The sequence below is a fragment of the Carboxydocella sp. JDF658 genome, assembly GCF_002049395.1.
Classification (GTDB): domain Bacteria; phylum Bacillota.
Genome location: NZ_BDLR01000031.1, coordinates 1 through 19,883 on the forward strand (window position 1 = coordinate 1; position 19,883 = coordinate 19,883).

General features: G+C 54.4%; 27 protein-coding genes. All 27 read right to left on the minus strand.

Features of this window, described 5'->3' with window-relative positions:
• Nucleotides 1-75 (minus strand): LacI family DNA-binding transcriptional regulator (locus tag JDF658_RS05880; RefSeq protein ID WP_143311961.1); only part of this gene is annotated, 75 nt, incomplete at its 3' end.
• Between the two features lie 47 nt (nucleotides 76-122).
• Nucleotides 123-1,028, minus strand: coding sequence for a SpoIID/LytB domain-containing protein (locus JDF658_RS05885; protein ID WP_079906796.1), 906 nt, complete (start codon nucleotides 1,026-1,028; stop codon nucleotides 123-125).
• 20 nt (nucleotides 1,029-1,048) lie between these two features.
• Nucleotides 1,049-2,308, minus strand: a complete 1,260-nt coding sequence (gene murA, locus JDF658_RS05890) for a UDP-N-acetylglucosamine 1-carboxyvinyltransferase (protein WP_079906798.1) — start codon at nucleotides 2,306-2,308, stop codon at nucleotides 1,049-1,051.
• A 36-nt stretch (nucleotides 2,309-2,344) separates the two neighbouring features.
• Entirely contained in the window at nucleotides 2,345-3,130 is a 786-nt protein-coding gene (locus tag JDF658_RS05895) for a YwmB family TATA-box binding protein (protein ID WP_079906799.1), read from the minus strand.
• 77 nt (nucleotides 3,131-3,207) lie between these two features.
• The gene (locus JDF658_RS05900; RefSeq protein ID WP_079906800.1) at nucleotides 3,208-3,507 is read right to left on the minus strand and encodes a DUF1694 domain-containing protein; all 300 of its coding nucleotides are present in this window, start codon (nucleotides 3,505-3,507) and stop codon (nucleotides 3,208-3,210) included.
• Nucleotides 3,437-3,979 carry a MarR family winged helix-turn-helix transcriptional regulator gene (locus JDF658_RS05905; protein WP_079906802.1) on the minus strand — a complete coding sequence of 181 codons (543 nt, stop codon included), beginning with the start codon at nucleotides 3,977-3,979 and terminating at the stop codon, nucleotides 3,437-3,439. The genes JDF658_RS05900 and JDF658_RS05905 overlap by 71 nt, the downstream gene beginning before the upstream one ends.
• Nucleotides 3,972-5,462: a DHA2 family efflux MFS transporter permease subunit gene (locus tag JDF658_RS05910; RefSeq protein ID WP_079906803.1), complete on the minus strand. Its 1,491-nt coding sequence runs from the start codon at nucleotides 5,460-5,462 to the stop codon at nucleotides 3,972-3,974. Before JDF658_RS05910 ends, JDF658_RS05905 begins: the two co-directional genes overlap by 8 nt.
• A gap of 3 nt (nucleotides 5,463-5,465) precedes the next feature.
• Nucleotides 5,466-6,122 (minus strand): HlyD family secretion protein, encoded by a 657-nt coding sequence (locus tag JDF658_RS05915; protein WP_079906804.1) that lies wholly within the window; start codon nucleotides 6,120-6,122, stop codon nucleotides 5,466-5,468.
• An 80-nt stretch (nucleotides 6,123-6,202) separates the two neighbouring features.
• Complete coding sequence (locus tag JDF658_RS05920) at nucleotides 6,203-6,613, minus strand: F0F1 ATP synthase subunit epsilon (protein WP_079906806.1); 411 nt, start codon at nucleotides 6,611-6,613, stop codon at nucleotides 6,203-6,205.
• Between the two features lie 14 nt (nucleotides 6,614-6,627).
• A complete protein-coding gene (gene atpD / locus JDF658_RS05925) occupies nucleotides 6,628-8,037 on the minus strand; it encodes a F0F1 ATP synthase subunit beta (protein WP_078666120.1) in 1,410 nt (469 codons plus the stop codon).
• A 22-nt stretch (nucleotides 8,038-8,059) separates the two neighbouring features.
• Complete coding sequence (gene atpG, locus JDF658_RS05930) at nucleotides 8,060-8,905, minus strand: ATP synthase F1 subunit gamma (protein ID WP_078666121.1); 846 nt, start codon at nucleotides 8,903-8,905, stop codon at nucleotides 8,060-8,062.
• 45 nt (nucleotides 8,906-8,950) lie between these two features.
• Nucleotides 8,951-10,453 (minus strand): F0F1 ATP synthase subunit alpha, encoded by a 1,503-nt coding sequence (gene atpA / locus JDF658_RS05935; protein ID WP_078666122.1) that lies wholly within the window; start codon nucleotides 10,451-10,453, stop codon nucleotides 8,951-8,953.
• Nucleotides 10,454-10,481: 28 nt separating this feature from the next.
• Nucleotides 10,482-11,021 (minus strand): F0F1 ATP synthase subunit delta, encoded by a 540-nt coding sequence (locus tag JDF658_RS05940; protein ID WP_078666123.1) that lies wholly within the window; start codon nucleotides 11,019-11,021, stop codon nucleotides 10,482-10,484.
• On the minus strand, nucleotides 11,015-11,503 hold the full coding sequence (gene atpF / locus JDF658_RS05945) for a F0F1 ATP synthase subunit B (protein WP_078666124.1): 489 nt from the start codon (nucleotides 11,501-11,503) through the stop codon (nucleotides 11,015-11,017). Before atpF ends, JDF658_RS05940 begins: the two co-directional genes overlap by 7 nt.
• 88 nt (nucleotides 11,504-11,591) lie before the next feature.
• A complete protein-coding gene (atpE, locus tag JDF658_RS05950; RefSeq protein WP_078666125.1) occupies nucleotides 11,592-11,822 on the minus strand; it encodes an ATP synthase F0 subunit C in 231 nt (76 codons plus the stop codon).
• A gap of 248 nt (nucleotides 11,823-12,070) precedes the next feature.
• A complete protein-coding gene (gene atpB / locus JDF658_RS05955; protein ID WP_078666126.1) occupies nucleotides 12,071-12,745 on the minus strand; it encodes a F0F1 ATP synthase subunit A in 675 nt (224 codons plus the stop codon).
• Nucleotides 12,735-13,142, minus strand: coding sequence for an ATP synthase subunit I (locus JDF658_RS05960; protein ID WP_078666127.1), 408 nt, complete (start codon nucleotides 13,140-13,142; stop codon nucleotides 12,735-12,737). Before JDF658_RS05960 ends, atpB begins: the two co-directional genes overlap by 11 nt.
• Entirely contained in the window at nucleotides 13,139-13,366 is a 228-nt protein-coding gene (locus JDF658_RS05965) for an AtpZ/AtpI family protein (RefSeq protein ID WP_078666128.1), read from the minus strand. The genes JDF658_RS05960 and JDF658_RS05965 overlap by 4 nt, the downstream gene beginning before the upstream one ends.
• Before the next feature lie 134 nt (nucleotides 13,367-13,500).
• Entirely contained in the window at nucleotides 13,501-14,652 is a 1,152-nt protein-coding gene (gene wecB / locus JDF658_RS05970) for a non-hydrolyzing UDP-N-acetylglucosamine 2-epimerase (RefSeq protein WP_079906807.1), read from the minus strand.
• Between the two features lie 12 nt (nucleotides 14,653-14,664).
• A complete protein-coding gene (locus JDF658_RS05975; RefSeq protein ID WP_079906809.1) occupies nucleotides 14,665-14,994 on the minus strand; it encodes a MazG-like family protein in 330 nt (109 codons plus the stop codon).
• On the minus strand, nucleotides 14,979-15,449 hold the full coding sequence (locus JDF658_RS05980) for a cytidine/deoxycytidylate deaminase family protein (protein ID WP_079906810.1): 471 nt from the start codon (nucleotides 15,447-15,449) through the stop codon (nucleotides 14,979-14,981). Before JDF658_RS05980 ends, JDF658_RS05975 begins: the two co-directional genes overlap by 16 nt.
• Nucleotides 15,450-15,461: 12 nt before the next feature.
• Nucleotides 15,462-16,091 (minus strand): uracil phosphoribosyltransferase, encoded by a 630-nt coding sequence (gene upp / locus JDF658_RS05985; RefSeq protein WP_079906811.1) that lies wholly within the window; start codon nucleotides 16,089-16,091, stop codon nucleotides 15,462-15,464.
• A 21-nt stretch (nucleotides 16,092-16,112) separates the two neighbouring features.
• The gene (gene glyA / locus JDF658_RS05990) at nucleotides 16,113-17,360 is read right to left on the minus strand and encodes a serine hydroxymethyltransferase (RefSeq protein ID WP_079906812.1); all 1,248 of its coding nucleotides are present in this window, start codon (nucleotides 17,358-17,360) and stop codon (nucleotides 16,113-16,115) included.
• Nucleotides 17,361-17,385: 25 nt separating this feature from the next.
• Nucleotides 17,386-17,835, minus strand: coding sequence for a ribose 5-phosphate isomerase B (rpiB, locus tag JDF658_RS05995; RefSeq protein WP_078666134.1), 450 nt, complete (start codon nucleotides 17,833-17,835; stop codon nucleotides 17,386-17,388).
• Between the two features lie 24 nt (nucleotides 17,836-17,859).
• Nucleotides 17,860-18,312 (minus strand): low molecular weight protein arginine phosphatase, encoded by a 453-nt coding sequence (locus JDF658_RS06000; protein WP_078666135.1) that lies wholly within the window; start codon nucleotides 18,310-18,312, stop codon nucleotides 17,860-17,862.
• Nucleotides 18,305-19,342 (minus strand): L-threonylcarbamoyladenylate synthase, encoded by a 1,038-nt coding sequence (locus tag JDF658_RS06005; protein WP_079906813.1) that lies wholly within the window; start codon nucleotides 19,340-19,342, stop codon nucleotides 18,305-18,307. Before JDF658_RS06005 ends, JDF658_RS06000 begins: the two co-directional genes overlap by 8 nt.
• A gap of 4 nt (nucleotides 19,343-19,346) precedes the next feature.
• Nucleotides 19,347-19,883, minus strand: a 537-nt coding sequence (locus JDF658_RS06010) for a HemK/PrmC family methyltransferase (protein WP_143311960.1), incomplete at its 5' end; no start/stop codon positions are given.

Consider the following 19,883-nt stretch of genomic DNA (forward strand, 5'->3'; position numbering starts at 1 on the left):
GTTATTTAGTACCCGGGAAACGGTAGAAACCGATACTCCCGCCTCTCTGGCAACATCTTTGATCGTTACTGGCATTACCCTCCCCCTTTCTAATTTTATTATAGGAAAACGTTTTCAGAAAGTCAATACAATTTTTTTATTTCTGTCCCTTGGTAATAATGTTGCAATATCCGCTGATAATCCCAGCCCTGCTGGCCCCAGAGATTGGCCCCCCGCTGGCATAGCCCCAGCCCATGGCCATAACCGCTGATTTCCAGCAAACTTACCCCGGCCCTTACCTCCAGCACCCGGAAGCGGGCTGATGGCAGCTGAAAGCGATTACGGATCTCCCTTCCTGCTACCGAACGGTCATTAACCTGAGCCTGCAGCACTGTGCCATGCTGACTGGTACTGAGGACACTGATGGCTGCCGGTACACGCTGACGCTGAGGCGGAAAATCCTGAGCCTCAGTTTTCGGACAGGCTGCTCCTGCCAGGTAGGGAATATCCTGCCCCCGGACTTCAAGCGCTGATTCCGTGCCCAGCCCGCCACAGGATGCATGAAAAAGAGCCTGAATGGGTTTTCCCTGATAGAGAAGTATTTGTCCGGCAGTAGCGCTGACTGCTTCCCGGATTTTCTGATAATAGCGTCCTGCCTGGCTGCGGGGCCATTTGGCCAGTATTTCCTTTTCCTCCAGCCAGGCCATGGTGTGGGTCGGGTCATCACAGAGGACGGCCCCGCCATGGTCATGGGCAAAATCCCCCAGTTCCCCGGCCCGCTGCAGCCTTTCCCAGGCGTAAGTCCGGGCCGCTACCGCCTGGGCTTTTAGAGCCTCCGGGTGAAAAGCCGCCGGCATTTCTGCCCCTACCACACCCACTACATATTCCTCCAGGCTCAGAGTCAACACCTTTTGTTCTCGGTGACTGTAGATTTTGATTTCAGGTCCAGGCAAACCAGGTTCCTGCCTGTACAGCATCCAGCCGATGATAATCGGCAGTAAAAACAGGATAGTGGTCAGTAACAATAAAAAAAGACCGCCTTTGCGCATGTCTTCCCCTCCCGGGAAAATTATATGCGCAGGCGGTTGATTTTAGCTCCCAGTCTTTGTAACTTTTCCGCAAATCGTTCATAACCCCGGTCAATATGATGTAAATGGATGACTTCCGTTTCCCCCCGGGCCGCCAGCCCGGCCAGGACCAGGGCCGCCCCCGCTCGCAGGTCAGTAGCCTTAACCTGGGTACCCAGCAGCTGTCCCACCCCGCGAACCACTGCGGTTCGACCCTCGATTTTAATATCCGCTCCCATGCGGCGCAGTTCATCAACATGCATAAAGCGATTTTCAAAAACGGTTTCGGTAATCACACTGGTACCCTCAGCCAGAGTCAGCATGGCCATCATCTGGGCCTGCATATCGGTGGGAAACCCGGGATAGGGCAAAGTCTTGATGTCAGTGGCCTTAATGCGGGTCGGGGCTTTTAGCTGCAGCCCCTGGGCCGTCTCCGTGATTTCCGCCCCTGCTTCCTGCAGTTTGGCAATCACCGGCTTGATGTGTTCCACAATCACATTTTCCACTGTTATTTCCCCGCCAGTAATCGCTCCTGCCACCAGAAAGGTGCCGGCTTCAATGCGGTCAGGGATGACAGTATGCCTGGCTCCCTGCAGTTTACTTACACCCTCGATCTTGATCACCGCTGTGCCAGCCCCGCTGATTCTGGCCCCCATGGCATTGAGAAAGAGGGCCAGGTCCACGATTTCAGGTTCTTCCGCAGCGTTTTCAATAATTGTTGTCCCTTCCGCCAGGGTAGCTGCCAGCATGATATTCTCCGTTGCCCCTACACTGGGAAAATCCAGGTAGACGGTATTCCCTTTGAGGCGCTGGCATCTTACTTCCACTTGACCTGGCCCCCAGCTCACTTCTGCCCCCAGTGCCTGAAACCCCTTTAAATGCAAGTCTATGGGGCGACTCCCAATAGCACATCCCCCCGGCAGGGTAAGCCGGGCATAACCCAATCGGGCCAGGAGCGGCCCCATCACCAGAATAGAGGCGCGCATTTGCCGTACATATTCATAAGGTGCTTCTCCCGTTTCCAACCTCGGCGTCTTGACCACCAGGGTATGAGAATGTCCAACCCAGGCCACTTCCGTCCCCAGCCGGCTTAATACCATCAGCATGGTGCGGACATCAGCCAGCCGGGGAACATCCTCCAGCTGGCAGACCTGGTCAGTCAAGAGACAAGCGGCCAGGATGGGCAGGACAGCATTTTTGGCGCCTCCTACCCGAACCCGGCCGGATAATGGGGTACCACCGGTTATTACCAGTCGTTCCACCGGCGCCCCTCCTTCCTCTGCTCCTGTATTAATTCATTAATATTCAGTAGTAATCAAAGGTGTGCCAATCACCAGGTAGCTGCGTCGTTCTCCTGGAACAGTCCGAACCGCCACATTCAGATTAACCACCCGGTTGCCCAGGCGCAGGTTATCCTTGAGTTCATCACTATAACCGGTCCAGCTGACCACTGCCCCTTCTTCATACCCTTCGATTTTTTTACCATCCAGTTCCTTAAAGATAGAGGCAACGATTTCCCGCCCCTGCTGCTGGTCTACTAGCTGGGGCAACCAGCCGGCCACTACCTCGGACACTTTGGCACTACTTGCGATTCTCTTGAAAGCAGCATCCACTGTGAGCCGATCCTGACTTAGTTTATCCAGGTCCCCGAGTTCTTTAATAGTAATAACTGCATAAGTTTCTGCTTCCTGACCGGTTTCCTCCTGGCCTATCCTGGTTTTAACCCCGGCCATGGACTGGATCCAGATTTCCAGTTCCGTTTTTTCCCCCAGCTTGCCAGCCAGGCGCAAACTGCGAAAACCGGTGTCCTCCTGTTTGTCCAGACGCAGGTTCCCTTCCCGATAGGGAAATACCCTTGCTGCCTGCCAGGCCAGTTCCTCCATTTCCGCAAAGGTCATAAATTTCCGGTTCACCCTGGCCCAGCCATTAATGGTGTAGTCCTCAAAGCGCGCCTTGCTCTCCCGAAAAGCCAGAATCAGTTTGTTCTCCCCGCTCAACCCCTGTCCCAGGGTAGGCAGGACTGGGTGTTTTACCAGCCAGACCGCTGCCAATAATAGACCCAGCAGCACCAGAAATCTGCGCATTTGCCTTCCTCCTTCTCCTCAGGAATCCTATTCGTTACTGATAGTGTTCCCGCTAAAAGGAGGATTTAAACATCAATTTAATCCCGGACCACAACTAAACCCGTATCAGGGTGAAAGCCAGGGTCTTCCACCACTACCGGTTCCACCCCTGCCTGCTCTGCCAGCTCCCAGTACTTATATCCTTCCTCCAGCAGCCGGGCCCGCAATAGCATTCTTTTAGCTTCGGGCTGTTGTAGAGCCGCTTTAACGCGGGGGTCAATGCCTTTCGCTTTTACTTCATCATCGGTCAGACGAACCAGTACCTGGTCAGGAAACTCCCCCAGATTGAAGGCCAGCTGGGCCAGTTCCTGTTGCGCCTGTTTGTCCTCTGTTATCATGAACTTTCACCTCGCCCTTAGTATGAGAAGGGGAGGCAGAAATTAATCCCTGCAGCTTGCGCAGAGCCCGTAAAATTTCTTCCACTTCGGCAGGTGTCAGCTGACTGAGCAAGGCAGACCAGTAGTCGGTTTTGATGGCCTGGATAGTCTCCCCCAGAGCCATGGTTTTTTCCGCCAGGCTGATCCTGACGGTGCGCCGGTCCTGCTCCCCTCTGCGCTTGACAACCAGTTCCTGTTTTTCCAGGCGATCTACCAGATCGGAAACAGTGCTTTTAGCCAATCCCAGCTGCTGGCATAATTCCGAAAGGGTCTGTTCCGGCTGCTGGTAGAGGACCCGCAACAATAGTAACTGAGGAACAGTCAAACCCAGGTCTTTAATATGGTTGGAGACAAATTTGCGAAAATGCCCGATAATGCTTTTCAGGAGCAAGTTAATTTCCTCTGCCTGTACTGTTCGCTTTTCTTTACTCACTGATTATCACCTGTTCCTTGCCGGCAGGGGTTTGCCCCTTTTTCAGCCAGAAGGCAAAAAACAGGGCAACACAGCTGATAACAGCCGTCAGTGCCAGTGTATCATTGATAGCTGTAATCAAGGCTTCCTTCTGTACCGAGCCGTAGAGCCAGTATAGATACAGTTCCTGGCCATTAAATTCCGTCACCCGGGCAGCCAGTTCACTGTAATGCAGAGCCTGTCTTCTCTGCATAAATGTGGTGAGAATAGTGATTCCCAGTGAGCCTGCCACCTGGCGCACCACGTTGGAGAGAGCGGAAGCCCGGGCCACCAGCGGCAAAGGTACCGCGTTCATGCCCGCCGTAGAAGCCGGCATCATGGCCAGACCCAGTCCCAGGCCCCGCAGGACCAGCAACCAGGTAATGGTGGTTTGCGGTGTCTCCATCGATAAGTGAGCCAGTTCGTAGGTTGCCAGAGCCAGGATGGCCAGGCCTGGTATCACTACTGGTTTTGGTCCAAGGCGGTCCAGGAGTTTACCGCCAATGGGCATCATCAGCCCGGTAGCCACTGCCGACGGAAACATGATAATCCCGGTCTGCATTGCCGTATATCCCCGCAAATTTTGCAAAAATAGTGGCAGTAGAAAAATCCCGCCAAACAAAGCGATATTAGTGATGCTTGCTATCACAATACTCAAGGTAAAAGGCCCTATTTTTAATACCCGCAAGTCCAGCAAAGGGTCACTGTGGGTTAATTCATTAACCGTAAAGAGCAGGAGGAAAAATCCGCCGAAAATCAGTAAAAAGATGTTTTTAATATCATTCCAGTCAATAGAAGCCCCCTCACCCAGAACATAGAGAATAGACACCAAACCCACAGAAGCAAAGAGTACGCCCAGGTAATCAAACTTGCCCACCGGGCGGCGCGGTATCTCCGGTAAGAGGATAAACGAAAAAATCACGGCCACAATCCCGACGGGGATATTGATGGTGAAAATCAGGCGCCAGTCCAGATGCTCGACAATATAGCCGCTCAACGTTGGGCCAATAGCCGGTGCCGCCATGGCGGCAATTCCCCAGATCCCCAGCGCCAACCCCCGCTCCTGCTGGGGAATAACCTGATAGAGGATGCTCATACTGACAGGCATGATCATGCCTCCACCCAGAGCCTGAATAACCCGGGCCACTACCATGGAAGGGTTGCTCCAGGCCAGGCCACAAAAAGCTGAACCCAGAGTAAAGGCTATCAGGGCCCAAATATATACTTTTTTGCTGCCAAACCTATCGCTTAAATATCCGGTCAGGGGAATAATGGCCCCCATGGTCAGCATATAAGCCGTAAGTACCCATTGAATTTGCTCTGTCCCTACGCCAAACACGGCCATCATCTTGGGAATGGCTATATTGACAATGCTGGTATCCAGGATAGCCATAAATGTTCCCAGCACCAGCACCGCCAGAACCAGCCACTTTCTGCTGTTATCAATCCTTCTTCCTGTCACCATTCATCACCTGACCCTGATTTTAACCACAGCACTGGTGCCAGGTATCAATTGTAAATTCTCCAGGTCAGTGAGCTGAATTTTTACCGGCACTTTCTGGGAAACTTTGGTGAAATTGCTGCTGGTCGTCTGGGGTAAAACCGAAAAGGTAGCAGTAGTAGCCTGTCCGATTTCCTGCACCCGTCCGTTGAAAGTCCGCCCGGGGTAAAGGTCGAGAGTAACTTCCACCAGTTGTCCAGGTTTAATCCTGCTTATCTTCGTCTCCTCTATATTAGCCGACACATAGAGTTTATGGGGGTCAACCAGCCAGAAGACAGCCTGTCCTGGTGTTGCCACTTCTCCCTCTGTTCCCTGCTTCCTGATAATAATGCCATCCACCGGTGCGCGCAGCAATGTCTGTTCCGCACTGCTGTCCGGGAGGTTATTCAGTTCCTGCCGGGCCAGCACTTCTCCTTTTACCACTTTCTGGCCCTCGGCAGCCCTAACTTCCGCCAGTTTGGCCACAAGCAGCGGGTATACCTTAACTATGTCTCCGGCTATGCGGGCATCTTCCGTACTGACAAAGTAGGTATTTTCATACCAGTAATAACCGCTGACCCCGGCCAGGACTACAACCATCATCAGAAAAATACTCACCAGCAGTGTTTTTCTATTGGCAGCCATATTCCCACCCCTTAAAATTAGTTCTGACACGAACTATTTTCCGAAAACAAACCGGCACATACTGTGCCGGTTGTCGATACCTATTCTATTTTACCTGCAACTTTGAGGCGGTTGAGGGCTCGCTTCAAGGCAACCTCAGCCCGCACCATGTCAATGTCAGCTGAGCGTTCAGCCAGACGGCGTTCGGCCCGCTCTTTAGCTGCCAGCGCCCGCTGCACATCGATTTCTTCCGGACGTTCTGCTGCTTCAGCCAGCACCACCGCCCGGTTATCTTTTACCTCCAGGAAGCCGCCACTGATGGCCAGTTTCTGCTCCTGACCACCAGCAGTGTACTTGAGGACACCGATCTGCAAGCTGGTGATCAGGGGAGCGTGGTTGGCCAGAATGCCCAGGTAACCCTCGGCCGCCGGCGCTACCACCATCTCCACTTCCTCGGAAACCACCTTGCGGTCAGGAGTAACCACTTCCAGTTTAATGGTATTCTCGGCCATTTTCCGTCACATCCTTACAGGGTTTTGGCCTTTTCCACGGCTTCTTCAATGGTCCCGACCATATAGAAGGCTGCTTCCGGCAGGTCATCGTGTTTACCTTCAATGATTTCCTTGAAGCCACGGATGGTTTCTTTCAAAGGCACATATTTACCAGGAGTACCGGTGAAGGCTTCAGCCACGAAGAAGGGCTGGGACAGGAAACGTTGAATCTTCCGGGCCCGGGCTACGGTCAGCTTGTCTTCTTCGGACAGTTCGTCCATACCCAGAATAGCGATGATGTCCTGCAGTTCCTTATAACGCTGCAGCACTTTCTGCACACCCCGGGCTACCTGATAATGCTCCTGACCTACGATATTGGGGTCCAGAATCCGGGACGTGGAATCCAGCGGGTCCACAGCCGGATAAATCCCCAGCTCGGCAATGGAACGGGACAAAACGGTGGTCGCGTCCAGGTGAGCGAAGGTTGTGGCCGGAGCAGGGTCAGTCAGGTCGTCCGCCGGCACGTAGATAGCCTGGACGGAGGTGATAGACCCTTTAGTGGTAGAGGTAATCCGTTCCTGCAGAGCACCCATTTCGGTAGCCAGAGTGGGCTGGTAACCCACGGCAGACGGCATCCGGCCTAAGAGAGCGGACACCTCGGAACCGGCCTGGGTGAAACGGAAGATGTTATCGATAAACAGCAACACGTCCTTGCCTTCTTCGTCCCGGAAATATTCAGCCATGGTCAAACCGGTCAGACCTACCCGCAGACGGGCGCCCGGCGGCTCGTTCATCTGACCGAACACCATCACCGTCTTGTCGATAACGCCGGATTCCATCATTTCATGGTAGAGGTCGTTCCCTTCCCGGGTCCGCTCACCTACACCGGCGAAAACGGAGATACCACCGTGTTGCTTGGCGATGTTGTTAATCAATTCCATGATCAAAACGGTCTTACCAACACCGGCACCGCCAAAGAGACCGATCTTACCACCCTTCAGGTAGGGGGCCAGCAGGTCAACGACCTTGATCCCGGTCTCCAGCACTTCCGCCTTGGTGGACTGCTGGGTAAAGGTCGGAGCCGGACGGTGAATGGGATAGTATTTATCGGATTTAACGGGCTCCTTGCCGTCAACCACCTTACCCAGAACATTGAAGAGCCGGCCCTGGGTAACAGGACCTACCGGCACACTGATAGGAGCGCCGGTATCGATGGCCTTCATGCCCCGAACCAGACCGTCGGTGGAAGACATGGCAACACAGCGAGCCACATTGTTCCCCAGGTGCTGGGCAACTTCCAGGGTCAAATCAATATCATAAGCAGTGGGCTTATCCTGGTCGGCACTGCGAATGATAACAGCATTATAAATAGCAGGCAACTTGCCAGGCTCGAATTCCACGTCAACGACGGGACCGATAACCTGCTTGACTTTACCGACGTTCATTCAGCCATTTCCCTCCTTGCGTTTATTCCAGAGCGGCAGCGCCACCCACGATTTCGGAAATCTCCTTGGTAATGGCGGCCTGCCGGGCCCGGTTGTAGTTCAAGGTTAACTTGGCGATCATTTCCTTGGCGTTGTCGGTTGCTGAACCCATAGCAGTCATCCGGGCACCATGTTCTGAAGCCTTGGCCTCCAGCATGGCCCTGAACATGGTGGTATTGAGATACTTGGGCAACAAGGCCGACAGCACGGTTTCCGCATTGGGCTCGTAAATATAGTCGACTTTGGCTCCTTCTTCCGCCGGGGCCTCCACAGGCAAGAGCTTGATGGTTTTCGGTCTCTGGGTCAGAGCGGAGAAAAACTCAGTATAGACGACATAAACTTCATCAAATTCCCCTTTAAGATATAAGTCCACAATGGTCTCCGCAATCAGCTTGGCATCCTGATAGCGAGCCTCTTCCCCCAGACCGGTAAACTCTGCAATGATGGGCACACCAATACGGCGGAAAAAGTCGCGGCCCTTGCGGCCTACGCAAATCAGACTGACATCATTGAAAGCACTGATTTCACTCCGCACTTTCCGGATGATATTGGCATTATATCCACCACACAGACCGCGGTCAGCGGTAACCACCACAAAAGCCACTTTCTTTACTTCCCGTTTTACCATCAGGGGATGGGTGGAGTCCAGAGCCGCGCCGGCCAACCGGCTCAAGGTGCCAGCCAGTTCCCTGGCATAAGGCCGGGCCTGAAACACTTTATCCTGGGCCTTGCGCAGCTTGGCTGCCGCCACCATCTTCATGGCCTTGGTGATCTGTTCTGTGTTCTTGATACTCTTGATGCGTCGTTTAATATCCCGCATGCTGGGCATTCCTGCTGTTCACCACCTTTTTCGTCCCATTCAGACCGGGACAGCTTAGAACATCTTCTTGAACTCGACAATGGCGGCTTTCAGTTTTTCTCTAATCTCATCAGTCAGAGTCTTTTGTTCGCGAATGGCCTCAACGATGTCCGCCTTCTGACTGTGCATGAACTTCAGGAATTCTTCTTCGAACTTCAGGACCCGGGAAGTTTCCACATCATCCAGGTAGCCATTGACGGCAGCGAAGATGGACATAACCTGGTCTTCAACGGCCATGGGCTTATACTGAGGCTGTTTCAACAGTTCAACCAGTTTTTCACCCCGCAGCAGCCGGGCCTGGGTGGCCTTATCCAGGTCAGAACCGAACTGAGCGAATGCAGCCAGCTCCCGGTACTGGGCCAGGTCCAGACGCAGAGTACCGGCAACCTGCTTCATCGCCTTGATCTGAGCGGCACCACCAACCCGTGATACAGAGAGACCGACGTTGATAGCCGGGCGGATACCAGCATAGAACAGGTCGGACTCCAGGAAGATCTGACCGTCAGTGATGGAAATAACGTTGGTCGGAATGTAGGCGGAAACGTCACCAGCCTGGGTTTCGATAATCGGCAGAGCGGTCAGGGAACCGCCACCCAGTTCATCATTCAATTTAGCAGCCCGCTCCAGCAAACGGGAATGCAGGTAGAAAACATCACCCGGATAAGCTTCCCGGCCGGGAGGACGGCGCAGCAAGAGGGACAATTCCCGGTAAGCCACAGCTTGCTTGGACAGGTCATCATAGACGATTAACACATGCTTGCCCTGCTCCATAAACTCTTCACCCATAGCGCAGCCGGCATAGGGAGCAATGTAGAGCATCGGTGCAGGTTCAGAAGCGGTAGCAGCCACAACGATGGTGTAATCCATAGCACCGTGATCTTCCAGTGTCTTGACCACGTTGGCTACAGTGGAAGCTTTTTGTCCAATAGCCACATATATACAGATTACATCGGTATTCTTCTGGTTAATAATAGTATCGATAGCAACAGCAGTTTTACCGGTCTGGCGGTCACCGATGATCAGCTCCCGCTGGCCCCGACCGATGGGGACCATACTATCAATAGCCTTCAAACCGGTTTGCAGAGGCTGATGCACTGATTTACGGGTAATAACACCAGGTGCTACCCGTTCAACTGGACGATAGCGGTCGGTGACAATGGGGCCTTTGCCATCGATCGGCTGACCCATAGCATTGACCACCCGACCAATCAAGGCTTCCCCTACCGGTACTTCAACGATACGACCGGTACGCTTAACGGTATCGCCTTCTTTAATACCAGTGTAAGGACCGAGAATAACGCAACCGATATTATCCTCTTCCAGGTTGAGGGCCATGCCGTAAATGCCGCCTGGGAATTCCAGTAGCTCACCGGCCATACATTCTTCCAGACCATAAACCCGGGCAATACCGTCACCTACCTGAATAACCGTTCCTACATCAGTAACGGCCACATCGGTGCGGTACTGTTCAATCCGTTGTTTAATAATGGAACTGATTTCTTCCGGACGGATAGACATTGTACTCGCTCACCCCTAACTCTTCAACTTATGCTTGCAAAAGAGCTTCCCGGAGGAGCTCCAGCCGCTTGGTTACACTGCCATCGATTACCTTGTCCCCAATGCGTACCACCAGACCACCAATCAGAGCCGGGTCCACCTTGGTGGTAATCCGTACCTGCTTGCCGGTCAATTTGACCAGGCGGGCTTCCAGGGCAGTGAGGTCGGACTGGGACAGCTCCCTGGCCGAGGTAACTTCCACATCCACCAGATTGCGGGCTTCATTGGCCCGTTTCACATACTCATTGTAAATTTCCTTGAGATAGGCTTCCCGCCGCTTGTCCAGTACCACCTTCAGGAAATCCAGGGTCAGGTCGGACACCCGGCCGCCGAAAACCTCATCAACGAGCTTCTTCTTTTCCGCCACAACCACCATCGGGTTGTCCAGGAAACGCTGCAATTCAGGATTCTCTTCCACCGTCTGTACTACCTGGGCCAGCTCCTGCTCCAGGCTGTCGATCAGCCCTTTTTCCAGAGCCAGGCTGAAAAAAGCGGCAGCATAGCGGCGGGCTACTGCCTTGTTTAGCATGGGAGATCCCCTACCTCATCGATGAATTCCTTGACCATTTTTTCATGGTCCTCGACGGTGATGGACTTGCCCACCACCTTGCCGGCCGCCAGCACCGCCAGGTTAGCCACTTCAGCCCGCAGCTGGGCAACAGCTTTGGCTTTTTCGCGAGCGATTTCTTCCTGGGCTGCTTTCAGGGCCTTATCGGCTTCAGCCCTGGCATTGCGCACCAGCTCTTCCCTCATTTCCTCGCCCATGCGCTCAGCCCGGGCGATGATTTCCTGGGATTCCTTCTTGGCCTGAGCCAGTTGTTCAGCATATTCCTGCTTAATCCGTTCGGCTTCGGCCCTTGCCTGCTCAGCCTGTTGCATGGATTCAGAAATGGTTTTCTTTCTTTCCTCCAGCATTTGCAACATCGGTTTATAGAGTAATTTATTTAAAATGGCTAAGAGGACAAAAAAGTTGATAAACGACCAGACAAAGGTCGAGAGATTAAATTCCATTAGCCAATTGCCTCCTTTCAGTGAGGGTCAAGGTACCATTGCAGGCGGAAGGAGGTTAGACCTCCCCCGCCTGCTGAATGTTCTCGCCTTACATTTTGCCAGTAACCAGCATTAGTGCTACTACCAGACCATAGATGGTCAGAGTTTCCATAAATGCCAAGGCGATGAACAACAGGGTCCGGACAGTGCCGGTGACTTCAGGCTGACGAGCGATGGATTCAAAAGCTTTGCCAGCAGCGATACCTTGACCAATACCAGCGCCAACAGCTGCAATACCAACAGCCAGACCAGCGCCGATAGCAATCAGACCTGCTACCATTCCGTTTCCCCCCTTTCCAAGGTGGCTACAAGTTGTATGGAATTATGATTAAGGGATCAGTACGCCGGGTTAGTTCGGTTGTTTATAGGCTTCGTCTGGCTGCGTTGCCACCAGCTCCGAGGTCCTCGACGCACTTCCAGTACGCCTCCGGCCTCTCCGCTGTTGGCACCTTGCCATACTCGCTTCTAAACAGCCTCATTGGTTTATAGGCTTAGGATTACTGCCCAAAGTTCGAACCTCGAACTTCGTTAGTGGTGCTTCTCGGTAGCACCACCGATGTAGCTGGCAGCCAGCAGGGTAAAGACGAAAGCCTGGATAGCCCCTGTCAAAACCCCTAAAAGCTGCATCGGCACGGGAACAATGGCGGGAGCCAAAGCCAGCAAAGTACCTACTACCAGCTCGTGCCCGAAAATATTCCCGTAAAGACGCATGGCCAGCGAGACCGGGCGGACGATTTCTTCGACAATATTCAGTGGCAGCATAAAGGCCATGGGCTGAACAAAATGTTTGAAATAACCGATTCCATGGGTCATCATCCCGAAAATATGGGTAGAAAAGAAAACAATGATTGCCAGAGCCGCCGTGGTACTCAAGGTAGCTGTCGGCGGAATATAGGGCCCTTCATGGCCGGACAGCGGCAACAGCCCCACATAGTTCGAGGTTAGGATAAACAGGAAGAATGTGCACAGGAGCGGAAAATAGCGTTTTACCCGTTCCGGGCCCAGCATGCCCTCAAAGAAGTTGTACAACCCTTCTACAAACAGCTCCAGCACATTCTGCAGACCTGATGGTTGTTTTTGCATGTTCCTGGTCCCTAACCAGCTGATCAGGCCCAGTAACGCAATAACTCCCCAGGCTGTTACTGTGTACTTGGTTACTTCCAGGGGGCCGATGTGAAAAAGAGCTTCAGCACTACCGAACATCCTCATCCACCTCCTTTTTCCTGATATTTCTTACCTCTCTAAAATTGAAAAAGAGCAAAGGCTTTAGAGCTGCCAGCCCCAGCAAAAAGGCTATCCCAGCCTTGCGACCTCCTGCAGATATCACTCCATAGGTCACCGCTCCCAGGGCTAACCAGCGGAGGGTGTAGGAGAGAAAAACATAAATCTTTACCCGGCCTGCCCCTTTTAAATTCAGGGCCCGGCCTAATGACCACTGCAGAGCCAGCAAATTGAGCCAGCCAGCAAGAAAGCCAAAAAAGAAGCCCAATGCTGCCAACCGCTCTCCGCCTGCAAGTAAGATGACAGCTATCAGGCCTAACAGCAATCCTAAATTGCGTTTACCTTTGCTGTGATAAAGATCGGTTAGCACGGGGATCATTCATCCCCCTTCCGAACGGTGGTCATGGCATCATAGGCTGCTTTAAAACCAGCTGCTATCCCTACTAAGAGCATGACTACCGTCAACCAGGGCTCAGTATGGAGTTTCCTGTCCAGAAAGCGGCCCAGCCAGAAGCCTACCAGTACGCCTCCAGCTATAGTACCGCCCAGAGACATGATCACACCAAGGGCCTTCACATCCTGCCAATTGCCATTTTCAGCCATGCTTTTGCCTCCCGGACGGGTCGGCGCTCGACGAGGGTCCTTTTTTGACCCGATATTACCAAGCAATAATATTCTATGTAATTGCGAAAAATCCTTTTTCCAGACGAAGAAATTTTGGACTTTTTTTTATACAATTATACTGAATAGTCATATTTTGCAGGTTTTTGGTCGGAAAAACCGAAAATCCAGTCAATTGCTTGTTTAATTCGCCGGCATGCCTGCCCGTCACCGTATGGATTGACCGCCTGGGCCATGCGCTGGTACGCCTCCTGAACGGTAAGCAGTTCCTTCACATTGGCATACAACCGCTCCCGGTCAGTACCGACCAGCCGTACTGTCCCTGCCACCACCGCTTCCGGCCGTTCGGTGGTATCCCGCAGGACCAGCACCGGTTTGCCCAGACTGGGAGCTTCCTCCTGCAGCCCCCCGGAATCAGTCAGCACCAGGTAAGACCTGGCCATCAGGTTAATAAAGGGTTCATAATCCAGGGGCTCGACCAGATGAACCCGTTCCACCCCTCCTAATACTTCCTCCACCACCTGACGTACCGCAGGGTTTTTATGGACCGGGAAAACCACTTCCACATCGGAAAATTCCTCCACCAGCTGGCGCAGGGCCAGGTAAACCTGCCGCAAGGGCTCACCCCAGTTTTCTCGCCGGTGGGTAGTCACCAGCAGCACCCGGCGCTGATTGAAGGGGATAGCTGCCAGTTGCTCATCATGGAAGCGATAGTCCTCCTTTACCGTCTGCAGCAGGGCATCGATTACCGTGTTACCTGTAACAAAAATCCGTTCCGGCTGTATCCCTTCCCGCAGCAGGTTCTGTTCACTGGTGGCAGTGGGAGCAAAATGCCAGTCGGCAATGGCACCGGCCAGTCGCCGGTTCATCTCCTCCGGAAAGGGAGAGTATTTGTTCCCGGTGCGCAGGCCGGCCTCCACGTGCCCGACAGGAATTTGCTTATAAAAAGCCGCCAGAGCGGCCGCAAAGGTGGTGGTAGTATCCCCATGGACCAGCACCAGTTCAGGCTGAGCCTGGGCCAGCACCTCTTCCAGGCCTTTGATGGCCCGGGCGGTAATATCATAGAGAGTCTGCCCGGCCTGCATAATATTCAGGTCAAAGTCCGGCACAATCCCGAACAGCTCCAGTACCTGGTCCAGCATCTCCCGATGCTGGGCCGTTACCGCCACCAGGGGCTGTATCCCTTCCGCTTGGGCCAATTCCTTGACCAGAGGTGCCATCTTAATGGCCTCCGGCCTGGTCCCGAATATTAGCATTACCTTTTTCAAGCCTTCTCACTCCTATTTTTTGTGGAGATATCCTTTGCGCTGGAGTTTATCTATATGTTGCTCAACTTTGGCGGCAATATCCACGCCATAGGTATCTTCCAGCACATACATCATGGTGATGGCGGTCTGGGCCACATCCAGCAATTCCGAGGTCAGTCCATCCAGCACCTCGGCTTCCTGTTTCTCGATATTTTCCCCATTGAGGCCGCGAAACTTGCCGATATACTGGGCCAGTTCCCCCAGTTCCTCCGCCAGCTTGATCAAAGTGCTTTCCAGAGTTACCTTATCCAGTCCGCGCAAGCGGGGCAGGCGAATTTCCTTGAAATCTACCTGCTGGGACATAGTTTTTCCTCCTTCAGCCGGCACAGCTCCACTCCAGCTTCCACCAGCAATTCTCTGGCAAAGGGATCGGGATAATCCCCCAGAAAAACGATGCGGCGGATACCGGCATTGATCAGCATCTTGGCGCAGAGGACACAGGGTTGAGTGGTAGCATAAAGGGTAGCCCCTGCCAGTTCCACACCATGCAGGGCTCCCTGGATAATGGCATTTTGCTCGGCATGTACAGCCAGACAGAGTTCATGCCGTTCTCCGGAGGGGATTTGCAGCTGCTCCCGCCGGCAGCCCCCCCGGTCCAGGCAGTGGCGCAGGCCCTGGGGAGCGCCATTGTAGCCGGTGGTTAAAATACGATTATCCCGGGCGATGACCGCCCCCACCTGCCGTCTGAGGCAGGTGGAGCGGCTGGCCACCGTCCGGGCTATTTCCATAAAATATTCATCCCAGGAGGGACGATTCATCTTCACTCCCCCCTACTTGGTGCCAAAGAGGCGGTCACCGGCATCACCCAGACCAGGGACGATGTAGCCGTGGTCATTCAGCTTTTCATCCACGGCAGCAGCATAAATGTCCACATCGGGATGAGCTTCCTGCACAGTTCTAATCCCTTCCGGAGCGGCGATCAGGCACATCAGTTTGATGTTCTTCGCCCCTTTTTCCTTCAGGAATGTAATGGCTGCAGCAGCGGAACCTCCTGTGGCCAGCATGGGATCAATCACAATCAGATCCCGTTCCGGCACATCAGTGGGCAGCTTGCAATAGTATTCCACCGGCTGCAAAGTTTCCGGATCCCGGTAGAGGCCAATATGTCCTACCTTGGCTGCCGGAATCAGTTTCAGAACACCGTTGACCATCCCCAGCCCGGCCCGCAAAATGGGGACTACTCCCAGCTTCTTGCCTGCCAGCACTCTGGTTTTGGCCGGGCCCACCGGGGTCTCCACTTCCGCTTCTTCCAGAGGTAAGTCCCGGGTTACTTCATAGGCCATCAACATGGCTACCTCTTCCACCAGTTCCCGGAACTCCTTGGAACCGGTCCGCTTGTCCCGGATATAGGTGAGCTTGTGCTGAATCAGGGGATGGTCAAACACATGCACTTTCGCCACAATCAATTCCTCCTCTATCCCTTATCCCAGTTCAGGGTACATGGGGTATTTGGCACACAGGGCATTGACCCGGGCCCGTCCTTCCGCCAGAGCCTGTTCATCACCCTTGCGGCTGAGCACCAGATAAATGATTTCCGCTATTTCCCGCATGTCCTCTTCCTTGAAGCCCCGGCTGGTAGCCGCTGGCGTACCGATGCGGATACCGCTGGTAACAAAGGGACTGGCCGGATCGAAGGGGATGGCATTTTTATTTACGGTTATGCCTACTTCATCCAGCAGGTGCTCCGCTTCCTTGCCGGTCAGGTCAAAATTGCGTACATCCACCAGCATCAGGTGATTATCCGTACCCCCTGAGACCAGGCGGAAGCCTTTGGCCATCAGAGCTTCCGCCAGCACTCTGGCATTTTTGATAATCTGTTCCTGATAGGTTTTGAATTCGGGCTGCAAGGCCTCACCCAGTGCCACCGCCTTGGCGGCAATGACATGCATCAGCGGTCCACCCTGCATACCGGGGAATACCGCTTTATCAATAGCCTGGGCGAAGCGAGCCTGACAGAGAATCAGGCCACCTCTTGGTCCCCGCAGTGTCTTGTGGGTGGTAGTTGTCACCACATGGGCATGGGGCACCGGACTGGGATGCAGACCTGCCGCCACCAGGCCGGCTATGTGGGCCATGTCCACCATCAGCAGCGCGCCCACTTCATCGGCGATTTCCCGCAACTGAACGAAGTCGATTACCCGCGGATAGGCACTGGCCCCGGCCACTATCAGTTTGGGCTTGTGTTCAAAAGCCAGGGCAAACACTTTCTCGTAATTGATTTTTTCGGTATCGGGTTCCACCCCGTAAGCAACGAAATTATACAGCTTACCGGAAGCATTGACCGGGCTGCCATGGGTCAGGTGCCCACCATGAGCCAGGTTCATGCCCAGCACCGTATCCCCCGGTTCCAGCAAGGCAAAATAAGCAGCCATATTGGCCTGGGCGCCGGAATGGGGCTGAACATTGACATGTTCAGCACCAAAAAGCTGCTTGGCCCGCTCAATGGCCAGTTTTTCCACAATATCTACATATTCACAACCGCCATAGTAGCGTTTGTCCGGATAGCCTTCCGCGTATTTGTTGGTCAGTACCGAACCCTGGGCCTCTAAAACCGCCGGGCTGACGAAGTTTTCCGAAGCGATTAGCTCAATCTTGCTCCTTTGCCGGTTTAATTCCAGTTCAATGGCACGAAAAACCTCAGGATCCTGTTGTGGCAAAAACTTCCTCATCACCTTTCCCCCTTACCTGTCTGCCTTATTTGCTGTGTTTTTGTTCCAGTTGCCTGATCTTGTCCACCCGGCGCTGATGCCTGCCTCCGGCAAAGGAACCTTCCAGCCAGGTTTTGACGATCTCCCGGGCCAGTCCAAACCCGATGACCCTTTCCCCCATGCAGAGGATATTGGCATCATTGTGCTCCCGGGTGGCCCGGGCTGAAAAAGTATCATGACAGAGGGCAGCCCGTACCCCTGGAATTTTGTTGGCGGCAATGCTGATGCCGATGCCGGTACCGCAGATGAGAATGCCCCTGGGGTATTCACCCCGGGCCACTGCCTCCCCTACAGCCTCAGCAATATCAGGATAATCCACCGATTCCGGAGAATGACAGCCAAAGTCCTGATATTCCAGGCCCAACTCTTCCAGCAGGCGCTTGATTTCCTCCTTTAAAAAAAAGCCGCCATGGTCACTGCCGATTGCGATTTTCATCAGACCACCTCCAATAATTCTACATTAAACGCCTTTTTCCTGCTCCAGAATCCTTTTTAGCAGCTCTTCAATTTCCCCGGCCACCTGCCGATACTCTTCCACCGTACCGCCAAAGGGGTCGAGAACATCCCGATCTTCCCCCCGGGCATGATACCAGAGGGTGTGGACTTTATGGGCAAACTGGGGCCAGCGTTCGATGATTAAATCCCGATGGCCCCTGGTCATGGTCAGCACCAGATCCGCTTCCGCCACCATTTCCGCCGTTAAACTGCGGGAGCGGTGTTCAGATAGATCCAGACCCTTTTCCGCCATCACTTTCTGAGCTTCCGGACTGGCCGGGCTTTCCCCCCAGGCCGCCAGGCCAGCGGAGAGGAATTCCGCCTCTATTCCCGCCTCCTGCCAGAGGGCGCGAGCCAGCGCCTCAGCCATTGGACTGCGACAGGTATTGCCTGTACAGACGAAGAGAATTTTACTCATACTGCTGCACCTCCACCCGGCGGCATTGTCCTCCTGCCGCTTTTTCCATCCTGTTCATCAGGGCCAGCCCCAGACCCTGCCGGGGCCAGGCCTCGGCCAGGATGCGCTTAACCCCGGCCTTGTCCATGGTGCGCAAAGCGCTATACAGCCTCTGGGCTGCCTTTTCCGGCTGGTTCAGAGGAGCCAGAACCAGGAATTGGCCGGGACAGCGACCAGCCAGATAGGCTGCCCCTTCCTCACTAAGGAGTAAACCCGTGTCGGGAGTGGCCTCCTGCAAGATGGTCTGCCAGATCAACTCCCGCTCCGGCCCGTCCAGCACTTCCAGAGGAGCTGCAGGAGCATAATGGCGGTACTTCATCCCCGGCGAACGAGGCCGTTCCTCTGCCCCCAGCAGGGCCGGATCCAGCAGGACCGGCCGTCCCAGCACCTCTTCCAGTTCCTCCCTGGTAATCCCTCCCGGGCGCAGGATCATGGGTTCCGGTCCTAACAGGTCTACTACCGTAGACTCCACCCCGACTCCCACCGGGCCCCCATCGAGAATGGCAGCAATCCTGCCCGCCAGATCCTCCCAGACATGCTCAGCACAGGTAGGGCTGGGGCGCCCGGAAAGATTGGCACTGGGGGCCGCCAGCGGCACCCCGGCCTGCCGGATCAACTCCAGCGCCAGGGGATGGGCCGGTTGTCTGATGGCCACCGTTTCCAGGCCAGCACAGACCAGTTCCGGCACTTCCGCCTTTTTGGGAAAGAGCAGGGTCAACGGCCCCGGCCAGAAGCGCTCCATCAGTTTTTCTGCCTCCGGAGGGATGTCTGCCGCCAGAGTCTCCACCTGGGCCCGCCCGGCAATATGTACGATCAGAGGGTTGTCCTGAGGCCGGCCTTTGGCCAGAAAGATACCGGCAACAGCCTCTTCCGACCAGGCATTGGCCCCCAGACCATAGACTGTTTCCGTAGGAAAGGCCACCAGCTGACCTTCCCGTAACAACCGGGCTGCCACAGAAATTTCTTCCGGTTTTAACCAAAGCGTATCCATGCACCTACCCCTCCCTTTTCGGTTTGCGGGCCAGTACAAACCGGTCCAGACCGGCATAATCCTTGACGATTTCCACTTCCCGCCAGCCCACCTCCCGACACAGAGCGGAAAGGGCTGCCCCCTGGCGGCAGTCGATCTCCATGCCCAGCCTGCCGCCAGGCTTGAGCGCCCGCCAGGCCTGGGGCAAAAGACGGCGGTACAAATCCAGGCCATCCTCGCCTCCATCCAGGGCCAGGCGCGGTTCAAACTGCACTTCCGGCTGCAATTGTCCCAGTTCCCCGCGGGGTATATAAGGCAGGTTGGCAGCAACCCAGTCCAGGCGCTCGGTCAGGGTGGCCTGCCACTGGCCCAGCAAATCCCCCTGCTGCCAGCTGCAGCGTATCGTTACCCGGTGACGGCAGGCATTGAGGCGGGCCACGGTCAGGGCTTCCCCGGAGTAGTCGGTAGCCCAGAGGCGGGCCCGGGGTAGTAAGACCGCCAGGCTGACAGCAATGGCACCGCTGCCTGTCCCCACATCGGCGATCCAGGGAGCAGGGTGGTC

Bases quoted from the DNA above. Each gene is read 5' to 3' on its own strand.
- JDF658_RS05965 (WP_078666128.1), bottom strand. From the start codon at position 13,366: ATGGCTGAAAATGGCAATTGGCAGGATGTGAAGGCCCTTGGTGTGATC.
- glyA (WP_079906812.1), bottom strand. From the start codon at position 17,360: ATGAGGAAGTTTTTGCCACAACAGGATCCTGAGGTTTTTCGTGCCATT.
- JDF658_RS05920 (WP_079906806.1), bottom strand. From the start codon at position 6,613: ATGGCCGAGAATACCATTAAACTGGAAGTGGTTACTCCTGACCGCAAG.
- JDF658_RS05940 (WP_078666123.1), bottom strand. From the start codon at position 11,021: ATGCTAAACAAGGCAGTAGCCCGCCGCTATGCTGCCGCTTTTTTCAGC.
- JDF658_RS05885 (WP_079906796.1), bottom strand. From the start codon at position 1,028: ATGCGCAAAGGCGGTCTTTTTTTATTGTTACTGACCACTATCCTGTTT.
- JDF658_RS06000 (WP_078666135.1), bottom strand. From the start codon at position 18,312: ATGAGTAAAATTCTCTTCGTCTGTACAGGCAATACCTGTCGCAGTCCA.
- JDF658_RS05910 (WP_079906803.1), bottom strand. From the start codon at position 5,462: ATGGTGACAGGAAGAAGGATTGATAACAGCAGAAAGTGGCTGGTTCTG.
- atpA (WP_078666122.1), bottom strand. From the start codon at position 10,453: ATGTCTATCCGTCCGGAAGAAATCAGTTCCATTATTAAACAACGGATT.
- JDF658_RS05900 (WP_079906800.1), bottom strand. From the start codon at position 3,507: ATGATAACAGAGGACAAACAGGCGCAACAGGAACTGGCCCAGCTGGCC.
- JDF658_RS05915 (WP_079906804.1), bottom strand. From the start codon at position 6,122: ATGGCTGCCAATAGAAAAACACTGCTGGTGAGTATTTTTCTGATGATG.
- rpiB (WP_078666134.1), bottom strand. From the start codon at position 17,835: ATGAAAATCGCAATCGGCAGTGACCATGGCGGCTTTTTTTTAAAGGAG.
- JDF658_RS05960 (WP_078666127.1), bottom strand. From the start codon at position 13,142: ATGATCCCCGTGCTAACCGATCTTTATCACAGCAAAGGTAAACGCAAT.
- JDF658_RS05895 (WP_079906799.1), bottom strand. From the start codon at position 3,130: ATGCGCAGATTTCTGGTGCTGCTGGGTCTATTATTGGCAGCGGTCTGG.
- atpF (WP_078666124.1), bottom strand. From the start codon at position 11,503: ATGGAATTTAATCTCTCGACCTTTGTCTGGTCGTTTATCAACTTTTTT.
- atpD (WP_078666120.1), bottom strand. From the start codon at position 8,037: ATGAACGTCGGTAAAGTCAAGCAGGTTATCGGTCCCGTCGTTGACGTG.
- JDF658_RS06005 (WP_079906813.1), bottom strand. From the start codon at position 19,342: ATGGATACGCTTTGGTTAAAACCGGAAGAAATTTCTGTGGCAGCCCGG.
- JDF658_RS05975 (WP_079906809.1), bottom strand. From the start codon at position 14,994: ATGTCCCAGCAGGTAGATTTCAAGGAAATTCGCCTGCCCCGCTTGCGC.
- atpB (WP_078666126.1), bottom strand. From the start codon at position 12,745: ATGTTCGGTAGTGCTGAAGCTCTTTTTCACATCGGCCCCCTGGAAGTA.
- atpG (WP_078666121.1), bottom strand. From the start codon at position 8,905: ATGCCCAGCATGCGGGATATTAAACGACGCATCAAGAGTATCAAGAAC.
- JDF658_RS05980 (WP_079906810.1), bottom strand. From the start codon at position 15,449: ATGAATCGTCCCTCCTGGGATGAATATTTTATGGAAATAGCCCGGACG.
- atpE (WP_078666125.1), bottom strand. From the start codon at position 11,822: ATGGTAGCAGGTCTGATTGCTATCGGCGCTGGTCTGGCTGTTGGTATT.